We start from the raw sequence: 17,709 nt of genomic DNA on the forward strand, positions 1-17,709 counted from the left end.
ATGGCGGAGCGGCAGTCCTTCCGGTCCATTCGGGACGAGATCGCCCGCCGCATCGGTGCACGGATCTGGCCCCCCGGCACCCTCATCCCGGGCGAGGCCGATTTGGCGCAGGAGTTCAAGGCGGCGCGCGCCACCGTCAATCGCGCCCTGCAGGATCTGGCCCGCACCGGGCTCATCGAGCGCAAGCGCAAGGCGGGAACGCGCGTCGCGCTCAATCCCGTCCGGCATGCCCGGCTGTCCATCCCGCTCGTGTCGGAAGAGATATCGGCCACAGGCCGCACGCATGGCTACGAGCTGATCGCGCGTGAGGAACGCGCCGCCACCGCTGCCGATGCCCGGCGCCTTCGTGTCGGCACCGGTGCGCCCATTCTGGCCGTCACCTGCCTGCACAGGGCCGACGGCGTCCCCTACCAGTTCGAGGATCGGCTGATCCTCGTGTCGAGCGTGCCTGAGGTTCGGGGAGAAAGCTTCGCCAGGATCGGTCCGAACGAATGGCTGGTCGACAACGCGCCCTTCTCCTATGCCGAGCTCGCCTTCCTGGCGGCACCGGCACAAGCGGCGGAAGCGCAGCATCTGGGCCTTGGCGCGGGCACGCCGGTCTTCGTGGCCGAGCGCCTGACCTTCCTTCTGACGCAGCCCATCACGCAGGTCCGCATGGTGCACCCGCCGGGGCACCGCCTGCGGACCATCATCTGACCGGCATGGAAACGGCCCTTCCGGCATAGGCGGGCTGCGGCAGGCCCGCCTGCGATCGCGCGAGCTGCCTGGCCCGGTCCAGCACCGCCTCCGGCGCCGGCACGCAAGCCTGGCCGCGCACATGCAGGAGCATGTGCTCCGACGTGGCGATCGGATCGCCTTCCGGCCCCTGCATCTCATGCACGAGATGCAGCCGCTTGGGGTCGCAGGACAGGAGCCGCGACGTGACGCGCAACGCATCGCCACTGCGCGCCTGGCCGAGATGCCGCAGATGGGTTTCGACCGTGTAGTAGCTTGCACCCGCGGCCACATAGGCGCCATCGACGCCAAGATGGCGCAGGACCACATCCGTCGCCTCACCGAAGAGTTGCAGGTAGCGATGTTCGGTCATGTGGCCGTTATAGTCGATCCAGGCGGGGGCGACGGCCGCCGTCACGGTGGCGAACCGCCCGTCGGGCGCGGGGCCCGGATCGGCCTTGTGCCGCAGCCCTTCCTCGAAGGCGGACAGGAGTGCGCCTGCGCCCCAGCCCGCGCCGCCATTGCCCGATTTCAACGCCTGGAGAATGCCCACGAGGTTTTCGTCGCGGATGCGCTCCAACGCGCGGATCGACCGCCCGCCCGCCTGTGCGTCCGATTGGGCGGCGATCTTGTCCACCAGTGCGGCATCGAGCTCCGGCACGTCGGTCAGCCGCGTCCATGGCCAGGACAGGCAGGGTCCGAACTGGTGCAGGAAGTGGCGCATGCCCGCCTCGCCACCGGCGATCCGGTAGGTTTCGAACAGGCCCATCTGCGCCCAGCGCAGCCCGAACGAGTAGCGGATCACGTCGTCCAGCGTCGTTACGTCGCAAATGTCGTCGCGCACCAGCCAGAGCGCTTCGCGCCACAGGGCTTCCAGGAGCCGGTCGCCGACGAAGGCCTCGATCTCCTTGCGGATGACGACACCCTTCATGCCGATCGTGTCGAGCCTTGCCACCGCATCGTCCAGGACGGCCGGATCGGTGGCCCGGCCACCGACGAGTTCCACCAGCGGCAAAAGGTAGACCGGATTGTAGGGATGGGCGACGAAGAACCGCTCCGGGTGCTTGAGCCCGGCCGCCAACTCGCTCGGCAGGAGGCCGGAGGTCGATGAGCCGATCAATGCGTCGGGCGCAGCCGCCGCATCGATCTGTGCCAGGATGTCGCGTTTCAGCTCCAGGCGCTCCGGCACGCTTTCCTGGATCCAGTGCGCGCCGTCCACCGCCTCGGCCAGGCTGGCGCAGAGCCGCAGCGTGCCGGGAGCGGGCAGGGGCGCGGTGGTCAGCATGCCATAGGCGCGGCGGGCGTTGGCCACCACCTGCGATACGATGCGCTCGGCCTGCGGGTGCGGATCGTAAAGGCACACGTCGTTCCCCGCGATGAGGAACCGGGCGACCCAGCCGCCCCCGATGACGCCGCCGCCGATGCAGGCCACGTGGCCGGGAAGCGGCGCACTCATGCCTTGTCCCCCGCGCGCTTGGTCAGCCCGAGCCTGCGGCGCACCTCATCCGGGCCGATCACCGTGGCGCCCATGCCCTCCACCACCTGGACGGCGCGCTCCACCAGCTTGGCGTTCGTCGCCAGCTCGTCGCGGCCAAGCTTCAGATTGTCCTCCAGCCCCACGCGGACATTGCCGCCCGCCAGGACGGCCGCCGCGGGATAGGCCAGGGCGTTGCGCCCGATGGAAAAGGCAGAGAAGTGCCAACCCACCGGCAGGTTGTTGACCATGGCCATGAGGGTGTTCAGATCGTCCGGGGCGCCCCAGCCTATGCCCATGCAAAGCTGCACCAGGACCGGCTGGGGGATCAGCCCCTCCTCGACGAGCTGGCGCGCGAACCACAGATGCCCCGTGTCGAAGGCTTCGATCTCGGCCCGCACGCCGAGCTCGGTGATGCGCGCCGCCATGGCCCGCAGCATCGCCGGCGTGTTGACCATGACATAGTCGCCGAGGTTGAAGTTCATGGTGCCGCAATCCAGCGTGCAGATTTCGGGCCGGCAGGTGGCCACATGGGCCAGACGCTCGGTCGCGCCGGCCATGTCGGTCGCGTCCGGATCGATGGGGAAGGGCGCCTCGACCGAACCGAAGACGAGATCGCCGCCCATGCCGGCCGTCAGGTTCAGGACGACGTCCGTCTGCGCATCGCGGATGCGCTCGGTGACCTCCCGGTAGAGCTCCAGCCGGCGCGACGGCGCCCCTGTCTGCGGGTCGCGCACATGGCAATGCACGATGGCGGCGCCTGCCTTCGCGGCCTCGATGGCGGATGCGGCGATCTGGGCCGGCGTCACCGGCACATGCGGGGAGCGGCCGGCCGTGTCGCCGGAGCCGGTCACGGCGCAGGTGATGAAGACGTCGCGGTTCATGGCTAGCGGCATGTCTGTTCGCCTTTCCTGTCGTCATTCCCGGACGGAGCATGGCAGAGGCCACAGCCGGCATTCCGGCTTGAGGCGAAGCGCGTTTGCCATTATGCGAAAGCATGGTCTTTGCCGAAGCCGACGGGCCGCTCGACGTCACCCTCCTGATCTTCCCGGGCTTCTCGCTCCTGTCCCTCGCCGCGACGCTCGATCCGCTGCGCGGCGCCAACCGCGTCCTGGCCCGGGGTGCCTATCGTTGGCGCCTCGTCACCATGGACGGGAAACCGGCTACCGCCAGTTGCGGGCTGGAGCTGGCGGTCGACGGCGCCTTCGATCCCGAAGATGTCGGCGCGCTCTTGATCGTCGTGGCGGCCTTCGGCGCGGATCGGCAGTCCGTCCCGCCGACATTGCGCGCCATACGCAAGGCGGCCCGCCGGGCTCAGACGGTGATCGGCGTGGAGGCCGGCGCCTGGGTGCTGGCGCGGGCCGGGCTGTTGGACGGTCGGCGCGCAACGACGCATTGGGAGGATCTGGAAGAGTTCGCGGCCGCCTTCGCGCATGTGGAGGTGGTGCCGGACCGCTTCGTGGGCGATGGCCCCTGCTACACGACAGGTGGCGCCACGCCGGCGCTCGACCTGATGCTCACGCTGATCCGCGCACGGCATGGCTACTCGGCGGCACTCGATGTGGCCAGCCTCTACATCTACGAGGAAATGCGCACCGGCGCCGATACGCAGCCGGTCGTCTCGCTTGGCCGCATCCGCCACCACGAGCCCCGCGTGGCGGAGGCCATCCGCATCATGGAAGCCAGCCTGGATACGGCGCTGACCATGGCGGCCCTGGCGCGGCGCCTGGGGCTCTCGGCGCGCAGCCTGGAGGTGCTGTTCCGCCGGACGGTCGGCGCCTCTCCGGGCGCCTATTTCCTGAAGCTGCGACTGGGGGCCGCCCGCCGGCTTGTCCTGGATACGAACCTGTCCATGGCCGAGATCGCGGCGCGCAGCGGCTTTTCGTCCATCTCTGCCCTGTCGCGGGCCTTTCGCCGGGCCTATGGGGAAGCGCCCTCCATGGCCCGGCGCAAGCGCAGTTGAGAGCGCGGCGTCAGGGCCGCTCGGCCAGGTCCAGGCCTTGCGTGATGGCCGGCAGTCCGGGTTCGCCGTCGCGTGTCGTCACCCCGTCCAGCCAGGCCGTGACCGTATCGGGGTTTTCCGCCATCCATCCCCGCGCGGCAGCCGCCGGCTCCATCCCCTTGTCGAGGATGTCGCTCATCAACCGATCCTCCATCTCCACCGTGAAGACGAGGTTGCGCAGAAAGCGCCCGAGGTTCGGACAGTCCGCGCCAAGGCCCTTGCGGGTCACGGTCTGCACGGTTGCGCCCCCGTCGTCGGGGCCGAAAGCGTCCTGCCCGTCTTCCAGATAGGCGATCTCGTAGTTCAGGTTCATCGGGTGCGGCTGCCAGCCGAAGAAGAGCACGGCCTCGTCCTGGCGGATGCGCGAGGACACCTGTGCCAGCATGGCCTGTTCGCTGGATTCGACGAGGGTGAAATCCTTCAGGCCGAAGCGGTCGTCCGCGATCATGGCGGTGATCGTCTCGTTGGCGCTGCTGCCGGGCTCGATGCCGTAGATTTCCCCGCTTAAGGCATCGCGGAAGGCGGCGATATCGCCATAGGTCCTGAGGCCGGCGTCGAAGCTGGCCTTGGGAACCGCAAAGCCGATGCGCGCACCGGTCAGGTTCTGCGCCACAACCTCGATCGCGCCGGAGGTGATCAGCGGTGTCGCGATCGGTTCCTGCAACGGCATCCAGTTGCCCAGGAACACGTCCGTATCGCCCTGCTCGAGCGCGCGGAAGGTAATGGCAACGGACAGGACGGACACGTCCGGCTGGTAGCCGAGCGCACCCAGAAGTTCGCTGGCGATGGCGGTCGTCGCCGTGATGTCGGTCCAGCCGACATCCGAGAAGCGCGGTGCCGCGCAGGCGTCAGGGTCGCTGGCCTGGGCGGCGCCGATGCCACTGACGAGAAGGGCCGCCGTCATCGCCCTGCGGATGGGATAGGATCTGGTCATTCGCGCTTCCTGTGTCTGGCGCCTTACGGCGTGGATGAAGGAACAAGGCGTATGGTGATCCAAAGTGAAACAGGCTTGCGCAAAACCCTTTCCAAACTGCGAAGTCTTGTTGTCCTAATCCGCAAGAGGCGCGTCGGGCTGCGAGGGCAGGGCCGCCATGTCCATCCACACCAGTTCAAAGATGTGGCCGTCCGGATCGGCGTAGCTGCGGCCATACATGAAGCCGTGGTCCTGGACCGGACCGGGATCGGCCTGACCCCCCGCCGCCACTGCACGGTCGATCGCCGCGTCCACGTCGGCGCGGCTGTCGACGCTGAGCGCCAGCAGCACCTGCGTGACGGCCTTGGCATCGGCAACCGTCCGGGGGGTGAAGTCGGCAAAGCGCGCATGCGTCAGAAGCATCACGGCAATCGTATCGGACAGGCGCATCATCGCAGCCGTCGCGTCGGTGAAGGCCGGCTCGTTCTGGAAGCCCGTCTGCTCATAGAAGGCGATCGATGCGTCGAGATCGGCCACCGGCAGGTTTATGAAGATGCGTCGGGTCATATCCGTCCTCCAACTACAGATATTATGTTGTTATCAACGTATACCCGATGCGTCAATTCGGCCGGGCGTGAAGAATTGTGACCATGCCATGGCACTTTTTAGCCATCCACGCGTTTGCACCAAGATAGCCGGGTACAGGCCCGTCGCAGCCCATGGAAGTTGTATGTCGGACGTGTGTCACCGCATCATGATCGTCGAGGATGAGTTCCTGATCGCCATGGATCTCGAAGACATCCTGTCCGATGCCGGCTACGACGTGGTGGGCGTTGCCGCCGATTGCGAGGCGGCCATGGCGATGGCCCGCAGCGGCAAGGTCGATGCGGCGATCATGGACGTGAATCTGGCCCATGGAAGCTGCGGCGTCGAAACGGCGCGCCGGCTTCGTGGGGAACTGGGCGTCCCCTCGCTTTTCGTCAGCGCGCAGATCACCGACAAGCTGCGGCAGACGGCCGCCGACGCACGGCCCATCGGCTTCGTGACCAAGCCATATATGCCGGACCAGATCGTGGCGGCGCTCGGCGCCGCCTGATCGATTACCGGGTTGGCAGGACGGCACTGACCGCGCCGTGCACGGCCGTGGCCACACGGTCGGCTTCCTCGATGGTCAGGCAGAGCGGCGGCGCAAAGCCGAGAATATCGCCCTCCGGCATCGCCCGGGCGATCACGCCGCGCTCTGCCAGAGCCGCGGCCAGGCGCGGGCCCACCTTGTCCGCCGGATCGAAGAAGCGGCGATCGTCCCGATCCGCGACGAACTCCACCGATGCGAGCATGCCTTCGCCCCGGATATCGCCGACATGGGGATGGTCCGCCAGCCCGTCGCGCAAGGCCTTGCGCAAATGGGCGCCGACGGTTGCGGCGTTGGAGACGAGGTCGAGCCTGTCGATCAGCTCCAGATTGGCGATCCCCGCCGCCGCGCAGAGCGGATGGGCCGAATAGGTCCAGCCATGGCCGATGACGCCCAGCCTGTCCGATCCTTCCACCAGGACGCGCCAGACCCTGTCGGACACGATCGTTCCCGACAGCGGCAGATAGGCCGAGGTCAGCCCCTTGGCGATGGTGATGAGGTCGGGCTCGATGCCGTAATGCGTGCTGCCGAAGGAGGAGCCGAGGCGGCCGAACCCGGTGACGACTTCGTCGGCGATCATGAGGATGTCGTACTTGCGCAGCACGGCCTGGATCTTGTCCCAGTAGCCGGCCGGCGGCGGCACGATGCCGCCCGTTCCCAGCACCGGCTCGCCGATGAAGGCCGCGATCGTGTCCGGCCCCTCCGCCAGGATCATCTCTTCCAGCCGGTCGGCGCAGAACTGCGAGAAGGCCTCTTCGCTAAGCGACCTGTCGGCCCGCCGGAAGTAATAGGGCGCTTCGGTATGCAGGATGGGGGCGCGGGGAAGATCGAAGGCGTTGTGGAACAGGGAAAGGCCCGTGAGCGAGCCCGTCATGACGCCGGAGCCATGATAGCCGCGCCAGCGCGAGATGATCTTCTTCTTGTCGGGCCGGCCGAGCACATTGTTGTAGTACCAGACGAGCTTGATGTTCGTCTCGTTCGCGTCGGACCCGGACAGGCCGAAATAGACCCGGCTCATGCCCGCCGGTGCCCGATCCACGATCATTTTGGACAGGCGTATCGAGGGCTCGGACCCATGGCCGGCATAGGCATGGTAGTAGGCGAGCTTGTGCGCCTGCTCGGCGATCGCCTCGGCGATTTCCGTGCGGCCATAGCCAACATTGACGCAGTAGAGGCCGGCAAAGGCGTCCAGGCTCTCGCGCCCGTCCCGGTCGATGATGGTCGAGCCCTGCCCGCCGGTGATGATCCGGTTGGGGGACTCACCCCTGGCATGCATGCCCATATGCGTCGACGGGTGGAACATGTGGTCCCGGTCGTAGGCGTTCAACGCATTGTCGCGCGGGTCGAGGTCCAGCATGGACGTCTCCTGTCCTGAGTGTGGGAAAGGGCGGCCGGGATCAGGCAAGATCCAGGCAGGCATATTTCAGCTCGGTGAAGGCTTCCAATCCGTGCCGCGAGCCCTCGCGGCCGAGGCCGGATTGCTTGACGCCGCCGAAGGGAACGGGCGCGCCGGTGATCTTGACCCGGTTAACGGCCACCATCCCGAAGTCGAGCCCGGCAACCATGCGGGCGGCGCGGGCCGCATCGCGCGTGACCACATAGGCGACAAGCCCGTAGGGCGTGTCGTTGGCGGTGGCGAGCGCCTGTGCCTCCGTATCGAAGGACGTGACGGCCGCGACCGGGCCGAAGGTTTCCTCCTGCATGATCAGCGCATCCGCCGGCACGTCCGCCAGCACCGTCGGGGCATAATGGAGCGGGCCGGGCCGGCCGGCGAACCCGCCCTCGACCAGCCTGGCGCCCCGCGCCACGGCATCCTCCACCTGCGCCGCCACCTTGGCGAGCGCACGCGCATGCATCAGCGGGCCGATCTCAACGCCCGGCTCGAGCCCGTTGCCGCAACGCAGGGTGCGCACGCGGGCGGCGAAGCGGTCCAGAAACGCATCATGGATATCGCGGTGCACGAGGATCCGGTTGGCGGCCAGGCAGTCTTGGCCCGATGTCGCGAACTTGGCATCCATGGCGATCGACACGGCACGGTCGATATCGGCATCCTCGAAAATCACGAGCGGTGCGTGGCCGCCCAACTCCATCACGAGGCGCTTGAGGGTCGGCGCGCATTGCGCGGCGATCTGCCGGCCGATGCCGGTGGAGCCGGTGAAGCTCAGTGCCCGCAAGCGCGGATCGGCGCACATGGCGCCGACGATCGGCTCGGCCGGCCCGGTGACGACGTTGAAGACCCCGGGCGGGAAGCCCGCCCGCCCGGCCAGCTCCGCCAGTGCCAGGGCCGACAGCGGCGTTTCGCTCGATGGATGGGCGACGATGGTACAGCCCGCGGCCAGGGCCGCCGCGGCCTTGCGCGTCAACATGGCGGAGGGGAAGTTCCACGGCGTGACGAGGCCGACGGGGCCGACGGGCACGCGCGTCACGCTCATGGCGGCGCCGGGCAGATGGCTGGTGACGCTCTCGACGCCGATCCGGCAGCCTTCCGCCGCATAATAGGCGATGAAGGACGCGGCGTAGTCGATCTCTCCGCGTGCCTCGGCCAGTGGCTTGCCCTGTTCCAGCGTCATGATTAGGGCCAGGTCTTCCCGCGCGGAGAGGATGTGGTCGTGCCAGCGACGCAGGATCGCCTCCCGCTCCTGCGGGTAGAGGCTTTGCCAGGCGGCGAGCGCAGAGGCGGCCGCGGCAATGGCCTGCCGCGTCTCGTCCGGCCCGAGCGCCGCGACATAAGCGAGGGTCCGGCCCGTCGACGGATCGGTCACGGCGAAGCTGTCGCCGGGCCCGGCGCAAAGCCATTGCCCGTCTATGTAGGCGCGGTCGCGCCAGAGCTGCGCGTCCTTCAGGCGAGCGGGCGCGGCATGGTCGTCATGGGGCTCTTTGATCGCACGCATGGCTCGGACCTTCCTTCGATGGGCAGGTCCGATGCTAAGCCAGGCGCGAGCGAGGCTTCGTCCTTATCGAGGGGCGTTGCGAGAGACAGTCTCCCCGGCCGGGCGGCACGCGGAGAGAATCTCTCCGCGCGGGTCAGAGCGTCTTGGCGTATTGCAGGAAGCCGGATCTGTCCGCGACCTGGTCGTAGAGCTTCATGGCCGCGCGGTTGGTATCGTGCGTCAGCCAGTAGACCTTGGAGGCGCCGGCCTTGGCGGCTTCGGAATAGACGAAATCGATCAGCTTGCGGCCAAGGCTGCGTCCACGCATGCCTTCGGCAACGAAGAGGTCCTGCAGGTAGCAATAGTCACCCAGCGTCCAGGTGGAGCGGTGGAAGATATAATGGACGAGCCCGAGCGGCTTTTCGTCCTCGAAGGCGAGGGCGCCGAACATCGGCTCCGCCGGGTCGAGAAGCCGTTCGAAGGTCCGTTCCGAAACATCGCGCGGGATCTCGACCTTGTAGAAGCGCTGGTAGCCTTCCCAGAGGGTCAGCCAGGCGTCCTTGTCTTCCGGTCGGATCAGTCGGTTCATTGGGTTCTCCCTATGATGCTGGAGCCAGCACTACTCCTTTGCGGCCAGCAATTCCACAGGTGCGTCGACCTCCTCCTTGACGGTCCGGGTCACGACATAGGTGTAGTAGCGCGCAATGCCGATCTCCTGCTCCAGCCAACCGTCCAGGAGGCGCTGATAGGCGTCGATGCTGTGGCTGACGATCTTCAGCATGTAATCGACGCCGCCGCCGACCGCCCAGCAACAGGTGACGGCTGGCGTGGCGCGCATGGCGCGCTCGAACCTGTCGAAATCGGACTGGCGATGGTGCTCGAGCGTCACCTGCACGAGGAACTCGGTCACCGGCGCAATCGCCCGCACCTTGAGGCGGGCACGGTAGCCAGTCAGGATCCCGGCATCCTCCAGGCGCTTCAGGCGGTTCCAGCAGGGCGTCGGCGACAGGCCGACACGCTGCGCCAGCGCCAGCTTGGTGATCCGCCCCTCTGCCTGGATCGCGGCCAGGATCCGCAGGTCCGCAGCATCCAGCCTGGTATCGCTCATCCCGTCGTACCCTTCCGTGGCCGTGCCGCTGTTTTATGCGCGGACACCAATTGATTTCCAATTGTGAATTGTCCTGATTTCGCGCACATAGTTTATCATGACAATGTGGTTCATCGACAAGGCCGCTTTGAAGCGGCCTGCCTATCTGTCGCTTGCCGACCAGATCGCACGCGCCATCGGGGACGGTCGGCTCGCCCCCGGCTTCCGCCTGCCGCCCCACCGCAGCATGGCCGATGCGCTGGACCTGTCGGTCCAGACCGTCAGCCGGGCCTATGAGGATCTGATCCGGCGCGGTCTCGTCTCGGGTGAAACGGGGCGCGGCAGTTTCGTGCGCGGCGAGCGCTCGGAGGGGACGCTTCCCTACATCCCCGAACGGCTGGGCGAGATCATCGACCTGTCCATCCTCAAACCCGTCTGCGAGCCCCTGCATCTGGAGCGCATGCAGGCGGCGCTGATCGACCTGGCGGGCAACCTGCCCCCGTCCACCGTCCTGTCCTTCCGGCCCAATGTCGTCTTTCCGCGCCATCGTGCCGTCGCGGTGGACTGGCTGCGCCTCTGCGGCCTGTCGGTCGAGCCGTCCAATGTGTGCCTGACCAACGGCGCCACGGCCGGCATGACCATCGCCCTGATGAGCGTGGCGACACCGGGTTGCAGCATCGCCACGGAGGCCATCGGCCATCATACGCTGGTGCCGCTGGCCACCTATCTCGGCCTCAAGCTGACGGGCCTGGAACTGGATGGCGAAGGCATCCTGCCGGAGGCGCTGGACGCGGCCTGCCGCCATGACGGCATCCGCGCCGTCTTCGTGCAGCCATCGGTGATCGGGCCGACGGGCGCCCTGATGGGCGGGGAACGGCGCGCAGCGCTGGCCGCCGTCGCCCGCAAGCACGACATCGCCATCATCGAGAACGATGTGCTCGGCCCCCTGATCGAACACCGTCCGCCGCCGCTGGCCGCCTTCGCGCCGGAGCGCACGCTCTATGTCACCTCCTTCACCAAGACGGTCCTGCCCGGGCTGCGGACCGGCTACCTTGCCGTGCCCGATCGCATGCTGCCCGCCGTCATGAACCGCCATCTCGTCACCAACTGGATCGCCACGCCGCTCATTGCGGAACTGGCGACACGCTGGGTCGCCGACGGCACGGCCATCGAACTGGTTCACTGGCAACGCCAGTCGCTCCGCCGGCGGCAGGCCGTCGCGGCGGACATCCTGGCCGGTCTTCCCTACCTTGCACATCCCGAGGGGCTGCATGTCTGGCTGCCGCTGGATTCGCCGGCGGCCGAAGAGCTCTTCGTGGCCCAGGCCCGGTTGCGCGGCGTCGCGCTGGCGCCGGGCCGTTCCTTCCAGACCGGGCCGATACACCACCCGGCGGTGCGCGTGTCGGTCGGCTCGACGAGCGAGGCCGAGTTGCGCACCGGCCTGTCGGTCATCGCGCATCTGCACCGCTCCGATCCCGAACCGCTGCTGCTCGCCATTTGAGCGACGACCCTTGGTGAACCGTGGGCAAGCGCCGTTCGGCGGGCGCTCTGGCCTGCCCGATCTCTGCGCAACCCTGCCGGATAAGACGGCACATTTCTCTAAATTGTCATGATATTATTTTGTTGATTGACATGATTTAGCGCCCGCCTCATCGTTGGTCATCCAAGCCCGAAACGAGGGGTCGACGCTTGTTGCAGCCCATCATCCAGCTTCAGAACGTGACCAAACGCTACGGCGAGCTCACCGTGCTGGACGGGCTGGATTTCGACGTGATGCCGGGTGAAAAACTGGCGCTGATCGGCCCGTCGGGATCGGGCAAGACGACCATCCTGCGCCTTCTGATGACGCTGGAAACGCTGAGCGACGGGCACATCCTGGTCGATGGCGAGCAGCTCTTCCACATGCAGCGCGGCACGGCGCTGGTCCCGGCGGACGAGAAGCACCTGCACCGGATGCGCAGCAAGATCGGCATGGTCTTCCAGCACTTCAACCTGTTTCCGCACAAATGCGTGCGCGACAACGTCGCCCTGGCGCCGATCCTGACCAAAGGGGTCAAGCCCGCCGATGCTCAGCGCCGGGCCATGGAGCTCCTGGACATGGTCGGCATGGCGGGAAAGGCCGATGCCATGCCGTCCGCCCTGTCGGGCGGCCAGAAGCAGCGTGTCGCCATCGCCAGGGCGCTGGCGCTCAGCCCGCGCATCATGCTGTTCGACGAGGTCACTTCCGCCCTCGATCCCGAGCTGGTGGAAGAGGTTCTGAACGTCATGCGGCTCCTGGGGTCGCAGACGGACATGACCATGCTGCTCGTCACGCATGAGATGAGCTTCGCCCATGATTTCGCCGACCGCGTCCTGTTCTTCGATCGCGGCCGGATCGTGGAGTCCGGCCCGCCGGACGAGATCTTCGTCCGCCCGCAACAGGAGCGGACCCAGGCTTTCCTACGCAAGGTCGTTGCCGCCGGACCGCGCGTCTGAGCGGTTGTCACTCACCGGAACACGGAGCCCTATTGATGAGAACCGACCGACTGGCCCGCAGCCTCGTCGCGACTGCCGCCACCGCCTTCCTGCTCACGGCGCTGCCCGCCAGTGCCGACGAGGCGCTGGACGCCCTGAAGGCGCAGGGCTTCGCCCGCATCGCCATTGCCAACGAGCCGCCCTTCACCGCCGTCAACCCGGATGGCAGCGTCTCGGGCGCCGGCCCGGACGTGGCCCGGGCCGTGTTCAAGCGCCTCGGCGTCGATGATGTCGTGGCCTCCATCTCCGAATATGGCGCCATGATCCCCGGGCTGCAGGCGCGCCGCTTCGATGCGGTCACCGCGGGCCTCTTCATGAAGCCCGAGCGCTGCGCGGCCGTGGCCTATTCGCAGCCCATCCTGTGCGATGCGGAAGCCTTCCTTCTGAAGGCCGGCAATCCCCTGAAGCTGAAGAGCTACAAGGACATCGCCGACAATCCGCAGGCCCGCATCGGCGCCCCCGGCGGCGGCACCGAAGAGCGGCTGGCGCTGGAAGCCGGCGTCCCGCGGGAACGGGTGATCGTCGTTCCCGACGCGCAAAGCGGGCTGACCATGGTCCAGCAGGGCCGGATCGACGTCTATTCGCTGCCGGTCCTGTCCATCAATGCGCTCTACAAGCAGTCGGGCGATACGGCGCTCGAAGTCGTCGCGCCGGTCGAAGGCGCTCCGGTCTATTGCGACGGCGCCGCCTTCCGCCGCGACCAGACCGCCCTGCGGGACGCTTTCGATACGGAACTGGCGGCGCTGAAGGCCTCGGGCGAGTTCGCCGCCATCATCGAGCCCTACGGCTTCTCGGCGGATGCCGCCATCAACGCCAACCGCGACGCGCTCTGCGCCCAGAAATAGGGCTCGCAAGCATCGGCACGGCGGCGCCGGCCGCCGTGCGTTCCCGCAACTGCGCCGGAAGGGCTCCATCTGCACATGGACATGTGGCTCGGCTACCTCCAGCTCATCCTCGAGGGTGCGATCGTCACCATCAAGCTGACGGTCTATGGCTGCGCCTTCGCGCTGGTCGTCGCCTTCGTGGCGGGGCTCGGCCGCTTGTCCCGCTACGCTGTGGTGCGCTTCCTGGCCGGCACCTATGTGGAGTTCTTCCGGGGCACCTCCATCTTCGTGCAGCTCTTCTGGGCCTATTACGTCCTGCCGCTGATGGGCGTGACGCTGACAGAAATGCAGGCCGGCGTGCTGGCGCTGGGGCTCAATGTCGGCGCCTATGGCGCAGAGGTGGTGCGCGGCGCCGTGCGGGCCGTGGGGCGCGAGCAGCGCGAAGCCTGCATCGCCCTGAACCTGACGCGCGGGCAGGCCATGCGCCACGTCATCCTGCCGCAGGCGGTGGTGGTGATGCTGCCGACCTTCGGCAACAATGCGATCGAGCTTCTGAAGGCGACCGCGATCGTATCGCTCATCTCGCTCGCCGACATGACCTTCCAGGCGCAGGTGGTCCGCTCGCAGACGGGCAATACGGCCATCCCGTTCCTCACCATTCTCGTCCTCTACTTCGCCATGGCCACGGTCATTTCCGGGCTCGTCGGCCTTCTGGAGCGGCGGATGGCACGCGGCCTCGACGGCGTGAGGGCCTGACGATGGAATGGGATTGGGCCTTCGTCTGGCAGATCATGCCGACCCTGATGGAAGGGGCCAAGATCACGATCCTGGCCACGCTCCTCGGCTTTGCCCTGGCCGCGATGCTGGGGCTCGTCTTCGCGGTCGCGCGCCGCTCCACCCATCGCTGGCTGGCGCGGGGCGTTTCGGCCTTCGTGGCCTTCATCCGCGGCACGCCGCTGCTCGTGCAGCTCTATTTCCTGTTCTACATCCTGCCCGATCTCGGGCTGACCCTGGCGCCGCTGGTGGCCGGCGTCATCGGGCTCGGCGTCCATTATGCGACCTATACGGCCGAAGTGTACCGCGCCGGGATCGAGAACGTGCCGCGCGGCCAGTGGGAGGCGGCGAAAGCCTGCAACCTGACCTCCGGGCAGACCTGGCGGCATATCGTCCTGCCGCAAGCCGTGTCGCCCATGGTGCCGGCACTCGCCAACTATCTGATCGCCATGTTCAAGGAAACGCCGCTCCTGTCGGCCATCACCGTGCTCGAACTCATGAACCAGGCGCGCTCCATCGCCAATTACAACTACCGCTACATTGAGCCCATCACGCTGGTGGGCGCCTTCTTCCTGGTCATCTCGCTCATCGCGGTGCTCGGCGTGCGCATTCTGGAACGGCGCTACGGAAAGGTGGCCTGACATGACCACCCCCATCACCCGCGCGGCCATCCGCCCTAGCTTCGACGACAGGCCGAGCCGGCGCCGGATCGGTCTCATCCTCCTGGCCACCGATCATACGAGCGAACAGGATTTCGCGCGGATGGTGGCCGGGCCGGACCTGGCCGTCCATGCCACGCGGATCGCCTATGCCAATCCGGTAACGCCCGCCACGCTGCGCGCCGCCGCGCCGCACCTGGCGGAAGCGGCCGCGCTCATCCTGCCGGACGAGCCGCTGGACGCCATCGTCTTTTCCTGCACCTCGGCCTGCGTGGTGATCGGCGATGCGGCGGTCTCGCAGGCCATCCTGCAGGGCAAGCCGGGCACGCGGGTCATCACCCCGCCCGATGCGGCGCTGTCGGGCCTTGCGGCGCTCGGCGCCCGCCGGGTCAGCGTGCTGACGCCCTATACGGTGGAAACCAGCGAGCCCATGGCCCGCTATTTCATCGCGCGCGGGCTGGAGCTGACACGCTTCACCTGCCTCGGGCTGGAGGATGACCGCGTCATGGCGCGCCTGTCGCGCCGCACGATCGTCGAGGCGGCGATCGCGGCCACGGCGCCGCAGTCCGACGCCCTGTTCATCTCCTGCACGGCGCTCCGCTCGGCCGCAGCGGTCGACGAGATCGAAGCCGCCATCGGCCGCCCTGTCGTCACCAGCAACCAGGCGACCGCCTGGGCCGCCCTGTCACTGTGCGGTGCGCCGGTCGACGCGCGCGGCGTCGGGGCACTCATGCGGCTTGGCCGGGGGCTTGCCGCATGATCGACCCGCAGGACATCCACGCCGCCCGGCAGCGCATTGCAGGACAGGTCCGGCAAACGCCGGTCGACCAGTCCGAAAGCCTGACGCAGATCTGCGGCCGGCCGGTCTTTCTGAAGCTCGAACACCGCCAGATCACCGGGGCCTTCAAGCTGCGCGGCGCCAGCAACGCCATCGCGCTCCTGGACGAGACGGCACGCGAGCGCGGCGTGGCGGCCGCGTCCACGGGCAATCACGGCCGTGCGCTGGCCTATGCCGCACGGCGCGCCGGCGTACGCGCCGTCATCGCCATGTCGGCGCTGGTGCCCATGAACAAGGTGCGCGCCATTGCCGCGCTCGGCGCAGAGGTCCGCATCGTCGGCCGCAGCCAGGACGATGCGCAGGAGGAGATCGACCGCCTCGTCGTGGAGGAGGGGCTGACGCCCGTTCCGCCCTTCGACCATCCGCATGTCATCGCCGGCCAGGGCACGATCGGGCTGGAAATGCTCGACCAGGTTCCGGAAGCGGAAACGGTGCTCGTGCCTCTGTCCGGCGGCGGGCTTGCCGCCGGCATCGCCTGCGCGCTCAAGGATGCAAGGCCCGGCATCCGCATCGTCGGCCTGTCCATGGCGCGCGGCGCCGCCATGGCCGCCAGCCTGGATGCAGGGCGGCCGGTGGCGGTGGAGGAACTGCCCACGCTCGCCGATTCCCTGGGCGGCGGCGTCGGCCTGTCCAACCGCTACAGTTTCGCCATGGTGCGCGATCTCGTGGACGAGGTCATCCTTTTGTCCGAGGCCGAGATCGCCGCCGGGATCCGCCATGCCTACGCTCAGGAGCGGGAGATCGTCGAGGGGGCCGCGGCCGTCGGCATCGCGGCGCTTCTGGCCGGGCGCCTGCCGGCCGGCGGGCCCGTCGTGGCGCTTCTGTCCGGGCGCAACATCGACATGGGGCTGCACGCGCGCATCGTGGCCGGGGCCGACGCTCTGGAGGAGGCGGCCTGATGCCGGACATCGTGATCCTGACGCAGGCCGACCTGCGGCCCCTGGTGCCGCTGGACACCGCCGTGATCGACCTTGTCGAGGACGCCTTCCGGGCCTTGTCGTCGGGCGGTGTCGCCATGCCGCCCATCCAGCGGCTGGACATGCCCGAGCACGGCGGGGAGGTGGACGTCAAAAGCGCCTATGTGCCGGGGCTGGACGGCTTCGCCATCAAGATCAGCCCGGGCTTCTTCAACAATCCGGCGATTGGCCTTCCGAGCGTGAACGGGCTGATGGTGCTCCTGTCGGCCCGCACGGGGCTGACGCAGGCGCTTCTTCTGGACAATGGCTACCTGACCGATATCCGCACCGCGGCGGCCGGGGCCGTCGCGGCGCGGGCCCTGTCGCGGCCGCAGTCGCATGTCGCGGCCATCTTCGGCGCCGGCCTTCAGGCGCGGCTCCAGCTCGAGGCGCTATGCCTGGTGCGCCCGATCCGCCACGCCGTCGTCTGGGCGCGGGACGGCGTACGGGCGGCACAGACGGCCGACCGGATGGCGCAGGCGCTCGGCATCCCCGTGGAGGCGGTGGCCGACCCTGCAGAGGCCGCCCGAAGGGCCGACATCATCGTCACGACGACGCCCGCGCAGACGCCGATCCTGCAGCGGGACTGGGTGCGGGCCGGCACGCATGTCACGGCCATGGGCTCCGACGCCGAGCACAAGAACGAGATCGATCCGGCGCTGCTGCGCGATGGGGTCTATGTCGCCGACCGGCTGTCCCAGACGCGCATCCTCGGGGAGTTGCGCGCTGCCATCGCGGCCGGCTGCGCCTCTGCCGACGCCGATTTCCCGGAGCTCGGCGCCGTCGTCTCCGGCCGGCATGCGGGCCGCCCGGACGCCGACGCCATCACCATCGCGGACCTGACCGGAACCGGTGTCCAGGATACCGCCATCGCCACGCTGGCCTATGCCCGCGCCATCGCGGCCGGGTCGGGAACGCGCTTTTCCATCTGACTGTCCGCCGAGGGGGCACC

The 17,709-nt window shown here is 68.0% G+C and carries 19 protein-coding genes; 11 read left to right on the forward strand and 8 right to left on the reverse strand.

Annotated elements, in window-relative coordinates; translation table 11 throughout:
• The gene (locus tag AUL30_RS04090; RefSeq protein WP_062226593.1) at positions 1-696 is read left to right on the forward strand and encodes a GntR family transcriptional regulator; all 696 of its coding nucleotides are present in this window, start codon (positions 1-3) and stop codon (positions 694-696) included.
• On the opposite strand, the gene AUL30_RS04095 is transcribed toward AUL30_RS04090, so the two are convergent.
• Both AUL30_RS04095 and AUL30_RS04100 read right to left on the reverse strand, forming a co-directional pair.
• Entirely contained in the window at positions 689-2,170 is a 1,482-nt protein-coding gene (locus tag AUL30_RS04095; RefSeq protein WP_062226594.1) for a carnitine 3-dehydrogenase, read from the reverse strand. The genes AUL30_RS04090 and AUL30_RS04095 overlap by 8 nt on opposite strands.
• Positions 2,167-3,084, reverse strand: a complete 918-nt coding sequence (locus tag AUL30_RS04100) for a BKACE family enzyme (protein WP_062226595.1) — start codon at positions 3,082-3,084, stop codon at positions 2,167-2,169. Before AUL30_RS04100 ends, AUL30_RS04095 begins: the two co-directional genes overlap by 4 nt.
• A 101-nt stretch (positions 3,085-3,185) precedes the next feature.
• Between AUL30_RS04100 and AUL30_RS04105 the strand changes: the two genes are divergently transcribed.
• Positions 3,186-4,151, forward strand: coding sequence for a GlxA family transcriptional regulator (locus AUL30_RS04105; RefSeq protein WP_062226596.1), 966 nt, complete (start codon positions 3,186-3,188; stop codon positions 4,149-4,151).
• Between the two features lie 10 nt (positions 4,152-4,161).
• Here AUL30_RS04105 and choX read toward each other — a convergent pair whose 3' ends face one another.
• Together choX and AUL30_RS04115 are read right to left on the reverse strand one after the other, a co-directional pair.
• The gene (gene choX / locus AUL30_RS04110; RefSeq protein WP_062226597.1) at positions 4,162-5,124 is read right to left on the reverse strand and encodes a choline ABC transporter substrate-binding protein; all 963 of its coding nucleotides are present in this window, start codon (positions 5,122-5,124) and stop codon (positions 4,162-4,164) included.
• Between the two features lie 114 nt (positions 5,125-5,238).
• Complete coding sequence (locus AUL30_RS04115; protein WP_062226598.1) at positions 5,239-5,670, reverse strand: VOC family protein; 432 nt, start codon at positions 5,668-5,670, stop codon at positions 5,239-5,241.
• 163 nt (positions 5,671-5,833) lie between these two features.
• Here AUL30_RS04115 and AUL30_RS04120 point away from each other — a divergent pair, with 163 nt between their 5' ends.
• On the forward strand, positions 5,834-6,199 hold the full coding sequence (locus tag AUL30_RS04120; RefSeq protein WP_062226599.1) for a response regulator: 366 nt from the start codon (positions 5,834-5,836) through the stop codon (positions 6,197-6,199).
• 4 nt (positions 6,200-6,203) lie between these two features.
• Here AUL30_RS04120 and AUL30_RS04125 read toward each other — a convergent pair whose 3' ends face one another.
• The 4 genes from AUL30_RS04125 to AUL30_RS04140 all read right to left on the reverse strand — a co-directional run bounded on the left by AUL30_RS04125 (position 6,204) and on the right by AUL30_RS04140 (position 10,213).
• On the reverse strand, positions 6,204-7,592 hold the full coding sequence (locus tag AUL30_RS04125) for an aspartate aminotransferase family protein (protein ID WP_062226600.1): 1,389 nt from the start codon (positions 7,590-7,592) through the stop codon (positions 6,204-6,206).
• A gap of 40 nt (positions 7,593-7,632) precedes the next feature.
• Positions 7,633-9,126 carry an NAD-dependent succinate-semialdehyde dehydrogenase gene (locus AUL30_RS04130; RefSeq protein WP_062226601.1) on the reverse strand — a complete coding sequence of 498 codons (1,494 nt, stop codon included), beginning with the start codon at positions 9,124-9,126 and terminating at the stop codon, positions 7,633-7,635.
• Positions 9,127-9,259: 133 nt separating this feature from the next.
• Positions 9,260-9,694, reverse strand: coding sequence for a GNAT family N-acetyltransferase (locus AUL30_RS04135; protein WP_062226602.1), 435 nt, complete (start codon positions 9,692-9,694; stop codon positions 9,260-9,262).
• A 30-nt stretch (positions 9,695-9,724) separates the two neighbouring features.
• Complete coding sequence (locus AUL30_RS04140; RefSeq protein ID WP_062226603.1) at positions 9,725-10,213, reverse strand: Lrp/AsnC family transcriptional regulator; 489 nt, start codon at positions 10,211-10,213, stop codon at positions 9,725-9,727.
• Positions 10,214-10,310: 97 nt separating this feature from the next.
• Between AUL30_RS04140 and ehuR the strand changes: the two genes are divergently transcribed.
• The 8 genes from ehuR (at position 10,311) to eutC (ending at position 17,689) form a co-directional block, all read left to right on the forward strand.
• Positions 10,311-11,693: a MocR-like ectoine utilization transcription factor EhuR gene (ehuR, locus tag AUL30_RS04145; RefSeq protein ID WP_062226604.1), complete on the forward strand. Its 1,383-nt coding sequence runs from the start codon at positions 10,311-10,313 to the stop codon at positions 11,691-11,693.
• 188 nt (positions 11,694-11,881) lie between these two features.
• Positions 11,882-12,667, forward strand: a complete 786-nt coding sequence (gene ehuA / locus AUL30_RS04150; RefSeq protein WP_062226605.1) for an ectoine/hydroxyectoine ABC transporter ATP-binding protein EhuA — start codon at positions 11,882-11,884, stop codon at positions 12,665-12,667.
• A 35-nt stretch (positions 12,668-12,702) separates the two neighbouring features.
• Complete coding sequence (gene ehuB / locus AUL30_RS04155) at positions 12,703-13,551, forward strand: ectoine/hydroxyectoine ABC transporter substrate-binding protein EhuB (protein ID WP_062226606.1); 849 nt, start codon at positions 12,703-12,705, stop codon at positions 13,549-13,551.
• A gap of 75 nt (positions 13,552-13,626) precedes the next feature.
• On the forward strand, positions 13,627-14,286 hold the full coding sequence (gene ehuC, locus AUL30_RS04160; RefSeq protein WP_062226607.1) for an ectoine/hydroxyectoine ABC transporter permease subunit EhuC: 660 nt from the start codon (positions 13,627-13,629) through the stop codon (positions 14,284-14,286).
• A gap of 2 nt (positions 14,287-14,288) precedes the next feature.
• The gene (gene ehuD / locus AUL30_RS04165) at positions 14,289-14,945 is read left to right on the forward strand and encodes an ectoine/hydroxyectoine ABC transporter permease subunit EhuD (RefSeq protein WP_062226608.1); all 657 of its coding nucleotides are present in this window, start codon (positions 14,289-14,291) and stop codon (positions 14,943-14,945) included.
• Between the two features lies 1 nt (position 14,946).
• Positions 14,947-15,723, forward strand: a complete 777-nt coding sequence (eutA, locus tag AUL30_RS04170; RefSeq protein ID WP_083507662.1) for an ectoine utilization protein EutA — start codon at positions 14,947-14,949, stop codon at positions 15,721-15,723.
• A complete protein-coding gene (gene eutB, locus AUL30_RS04175; RefSeq protein WP_062226609.1) occupies positions 15,720-16,700 on the forward strand; it encodes a hydroxyectoine utilization dehydratase EutB in 981 nt (326 codons plus the stop codon). Before eutA ends, eutB begins: the two co-directional genes overlap by 4 nt.
• Positions 16,700-17,689 carry an ectoine utilization protein EutC gene (gene eutC, locus AUL30_RS04180; protein WP_062226610.1) on the forward strand — a complete coding sequence of 330 codons (990 nt, stop codon included), beginning with the start codon at positions 16,700-16,702 and terminating at the stop codon, positions 17,687-17,689. Before eutB ends, eutC begins: the two co-directional genes overlap by 1 nt.
• The last annotated feature ends 20 nt before the right edge of the window (positions 17,690-17,709 follow it).

Origin of the sequence: Aureimonas frigidaquae (assembly GCF_001463905.1) — a bacterium.
Taxonomy (GTDB): Bacteria; Pseudomonadota; Alphaproteobacteria; order Rhizobiales; family Rhizobiaceae; genus Aureimonas; species Aureimonas frigidaquae.

Bases quoted from the DNA above. Each gene is read 5' to 3' on its own strand.
- ehuB (WP_062226606.1), top strand. From the start codon at position 12,703: ATGAGAACCGACCGACTGGCCCGCAGCCTCGTCGCGACTGCCGCCACC.
- AUL30_RS04130 (WP_062226601.1), bottom strand. From the start codon at position 9,126: ATGCGTGCGATCAAAGAGCCCCATGACGACCATGCCGCGCCCGCTCGC.
- AUL30_RS04100 (WP_062226595.1), bottom strand. From the start codon at position 3,084: ATGCCGCTAGCCATGAACCGCGACGTCTTCATCACCTGCGCCGTGACC.
- AUL30_RS04125 (WP_062226600.1), bottom strand. From the start codon at position 7,592: ATGCTGGACCTCGACCCGCGCGACAATGCGTTGAACGCCTACGACCGG.
- choX (WP_062226597.1), bottom strand. From the start codon at position 5,124: ATGACCAGATCCTATCCCATCCGCAGGGCGATGACGGCGGCCCTTCTC.
- eutC (WP_062226610.1), top strand. From the start codon at position 16,700: ATGCCGGACATCGTGATCCTGACGCAGGCCGACCTGCGGCCCCTGGTG.
- AUL30_RS04090 (WP_062226593.1), top strand. From the start codon at position 1: ATGGCGGAGCGGCAGTCCTTCCGGTCCATTCGGGACGAGATCGCCCGC.
- ehuD (WP_062226608.1), top strand. From the start codon at position 14,289: ATGGAATGGGATTGGGCCTTCGTCTGGCAGATCATGCCGACCCTGATG.
- AUL30_RS04140 (WP_062226603.1), bottom strand. From the start codon at position 10,213: ATGAGCGATACCAGGCTGGATGCTGCGGACCTGCGGATCCTGGCCGCG.
- AUL30_RS04120 (WP_062226599.1), top strand. From the start codon at position 5,834: ATGTCGGACGTGTGTCACCGCATCATGATCGTCGAGGATGAGTTCCTG.
- eutA (WP_083507662.1), top strand. From the start codon at position 14,947: ATGACCACCCCCATCACCCGCGCGGCCATCCGCCCTAGCTTCGACGAC.
- ehuR (WP_062226604.1), top strand. From the start codon at position 10,311: ATGACAATGTGGTTCATCGACAAGGCCGCTTTGAAGCGGCCTGCCTAT.
- eutB (WP_062226609.1), top strand. From the start codon at position 15,720: ATGATCGACCCGCAGGACATCCACGCCGCCCGGCAGCGCATTGCAGGA.
- AUL30_RS04095 (WP_062226594.1), bottom strand. From the start codon at position 2,170: ATGAGTGCGCCGCTTCCCGGCCACGTGGCCTGCATCGGCGGCGGCGTC.
- AUL30_RS04115 (WP_062226598.1), bottom strand. From the start codon at position 5,670: ATGACCCGACGCATCTTCATAAACCTGCCGGTGGCCGATCTCGACGCA.
- AUL30_RS04105 (WP_062226596.1), top strand. From the start codon at position 3,186: ATGGTCTTTGCCGAAGCCGACGGGCCGCTCGACGTCACCCTCCTGATC.
- AUL30_RS04135 (WP_062226602.1), bottom strand. From the start codon at position 9,694: ATGAACCGACTGATCCGACCGGAAGACAAGGACGCCTGGCTGACCCTC.
- ehuC (WP_062226607.1), top strand. From the start codon at position 13,627: ATGGACATGTGGCTCGGCTACCTCCAGCTCATCCTCGAGGGTGCGATC.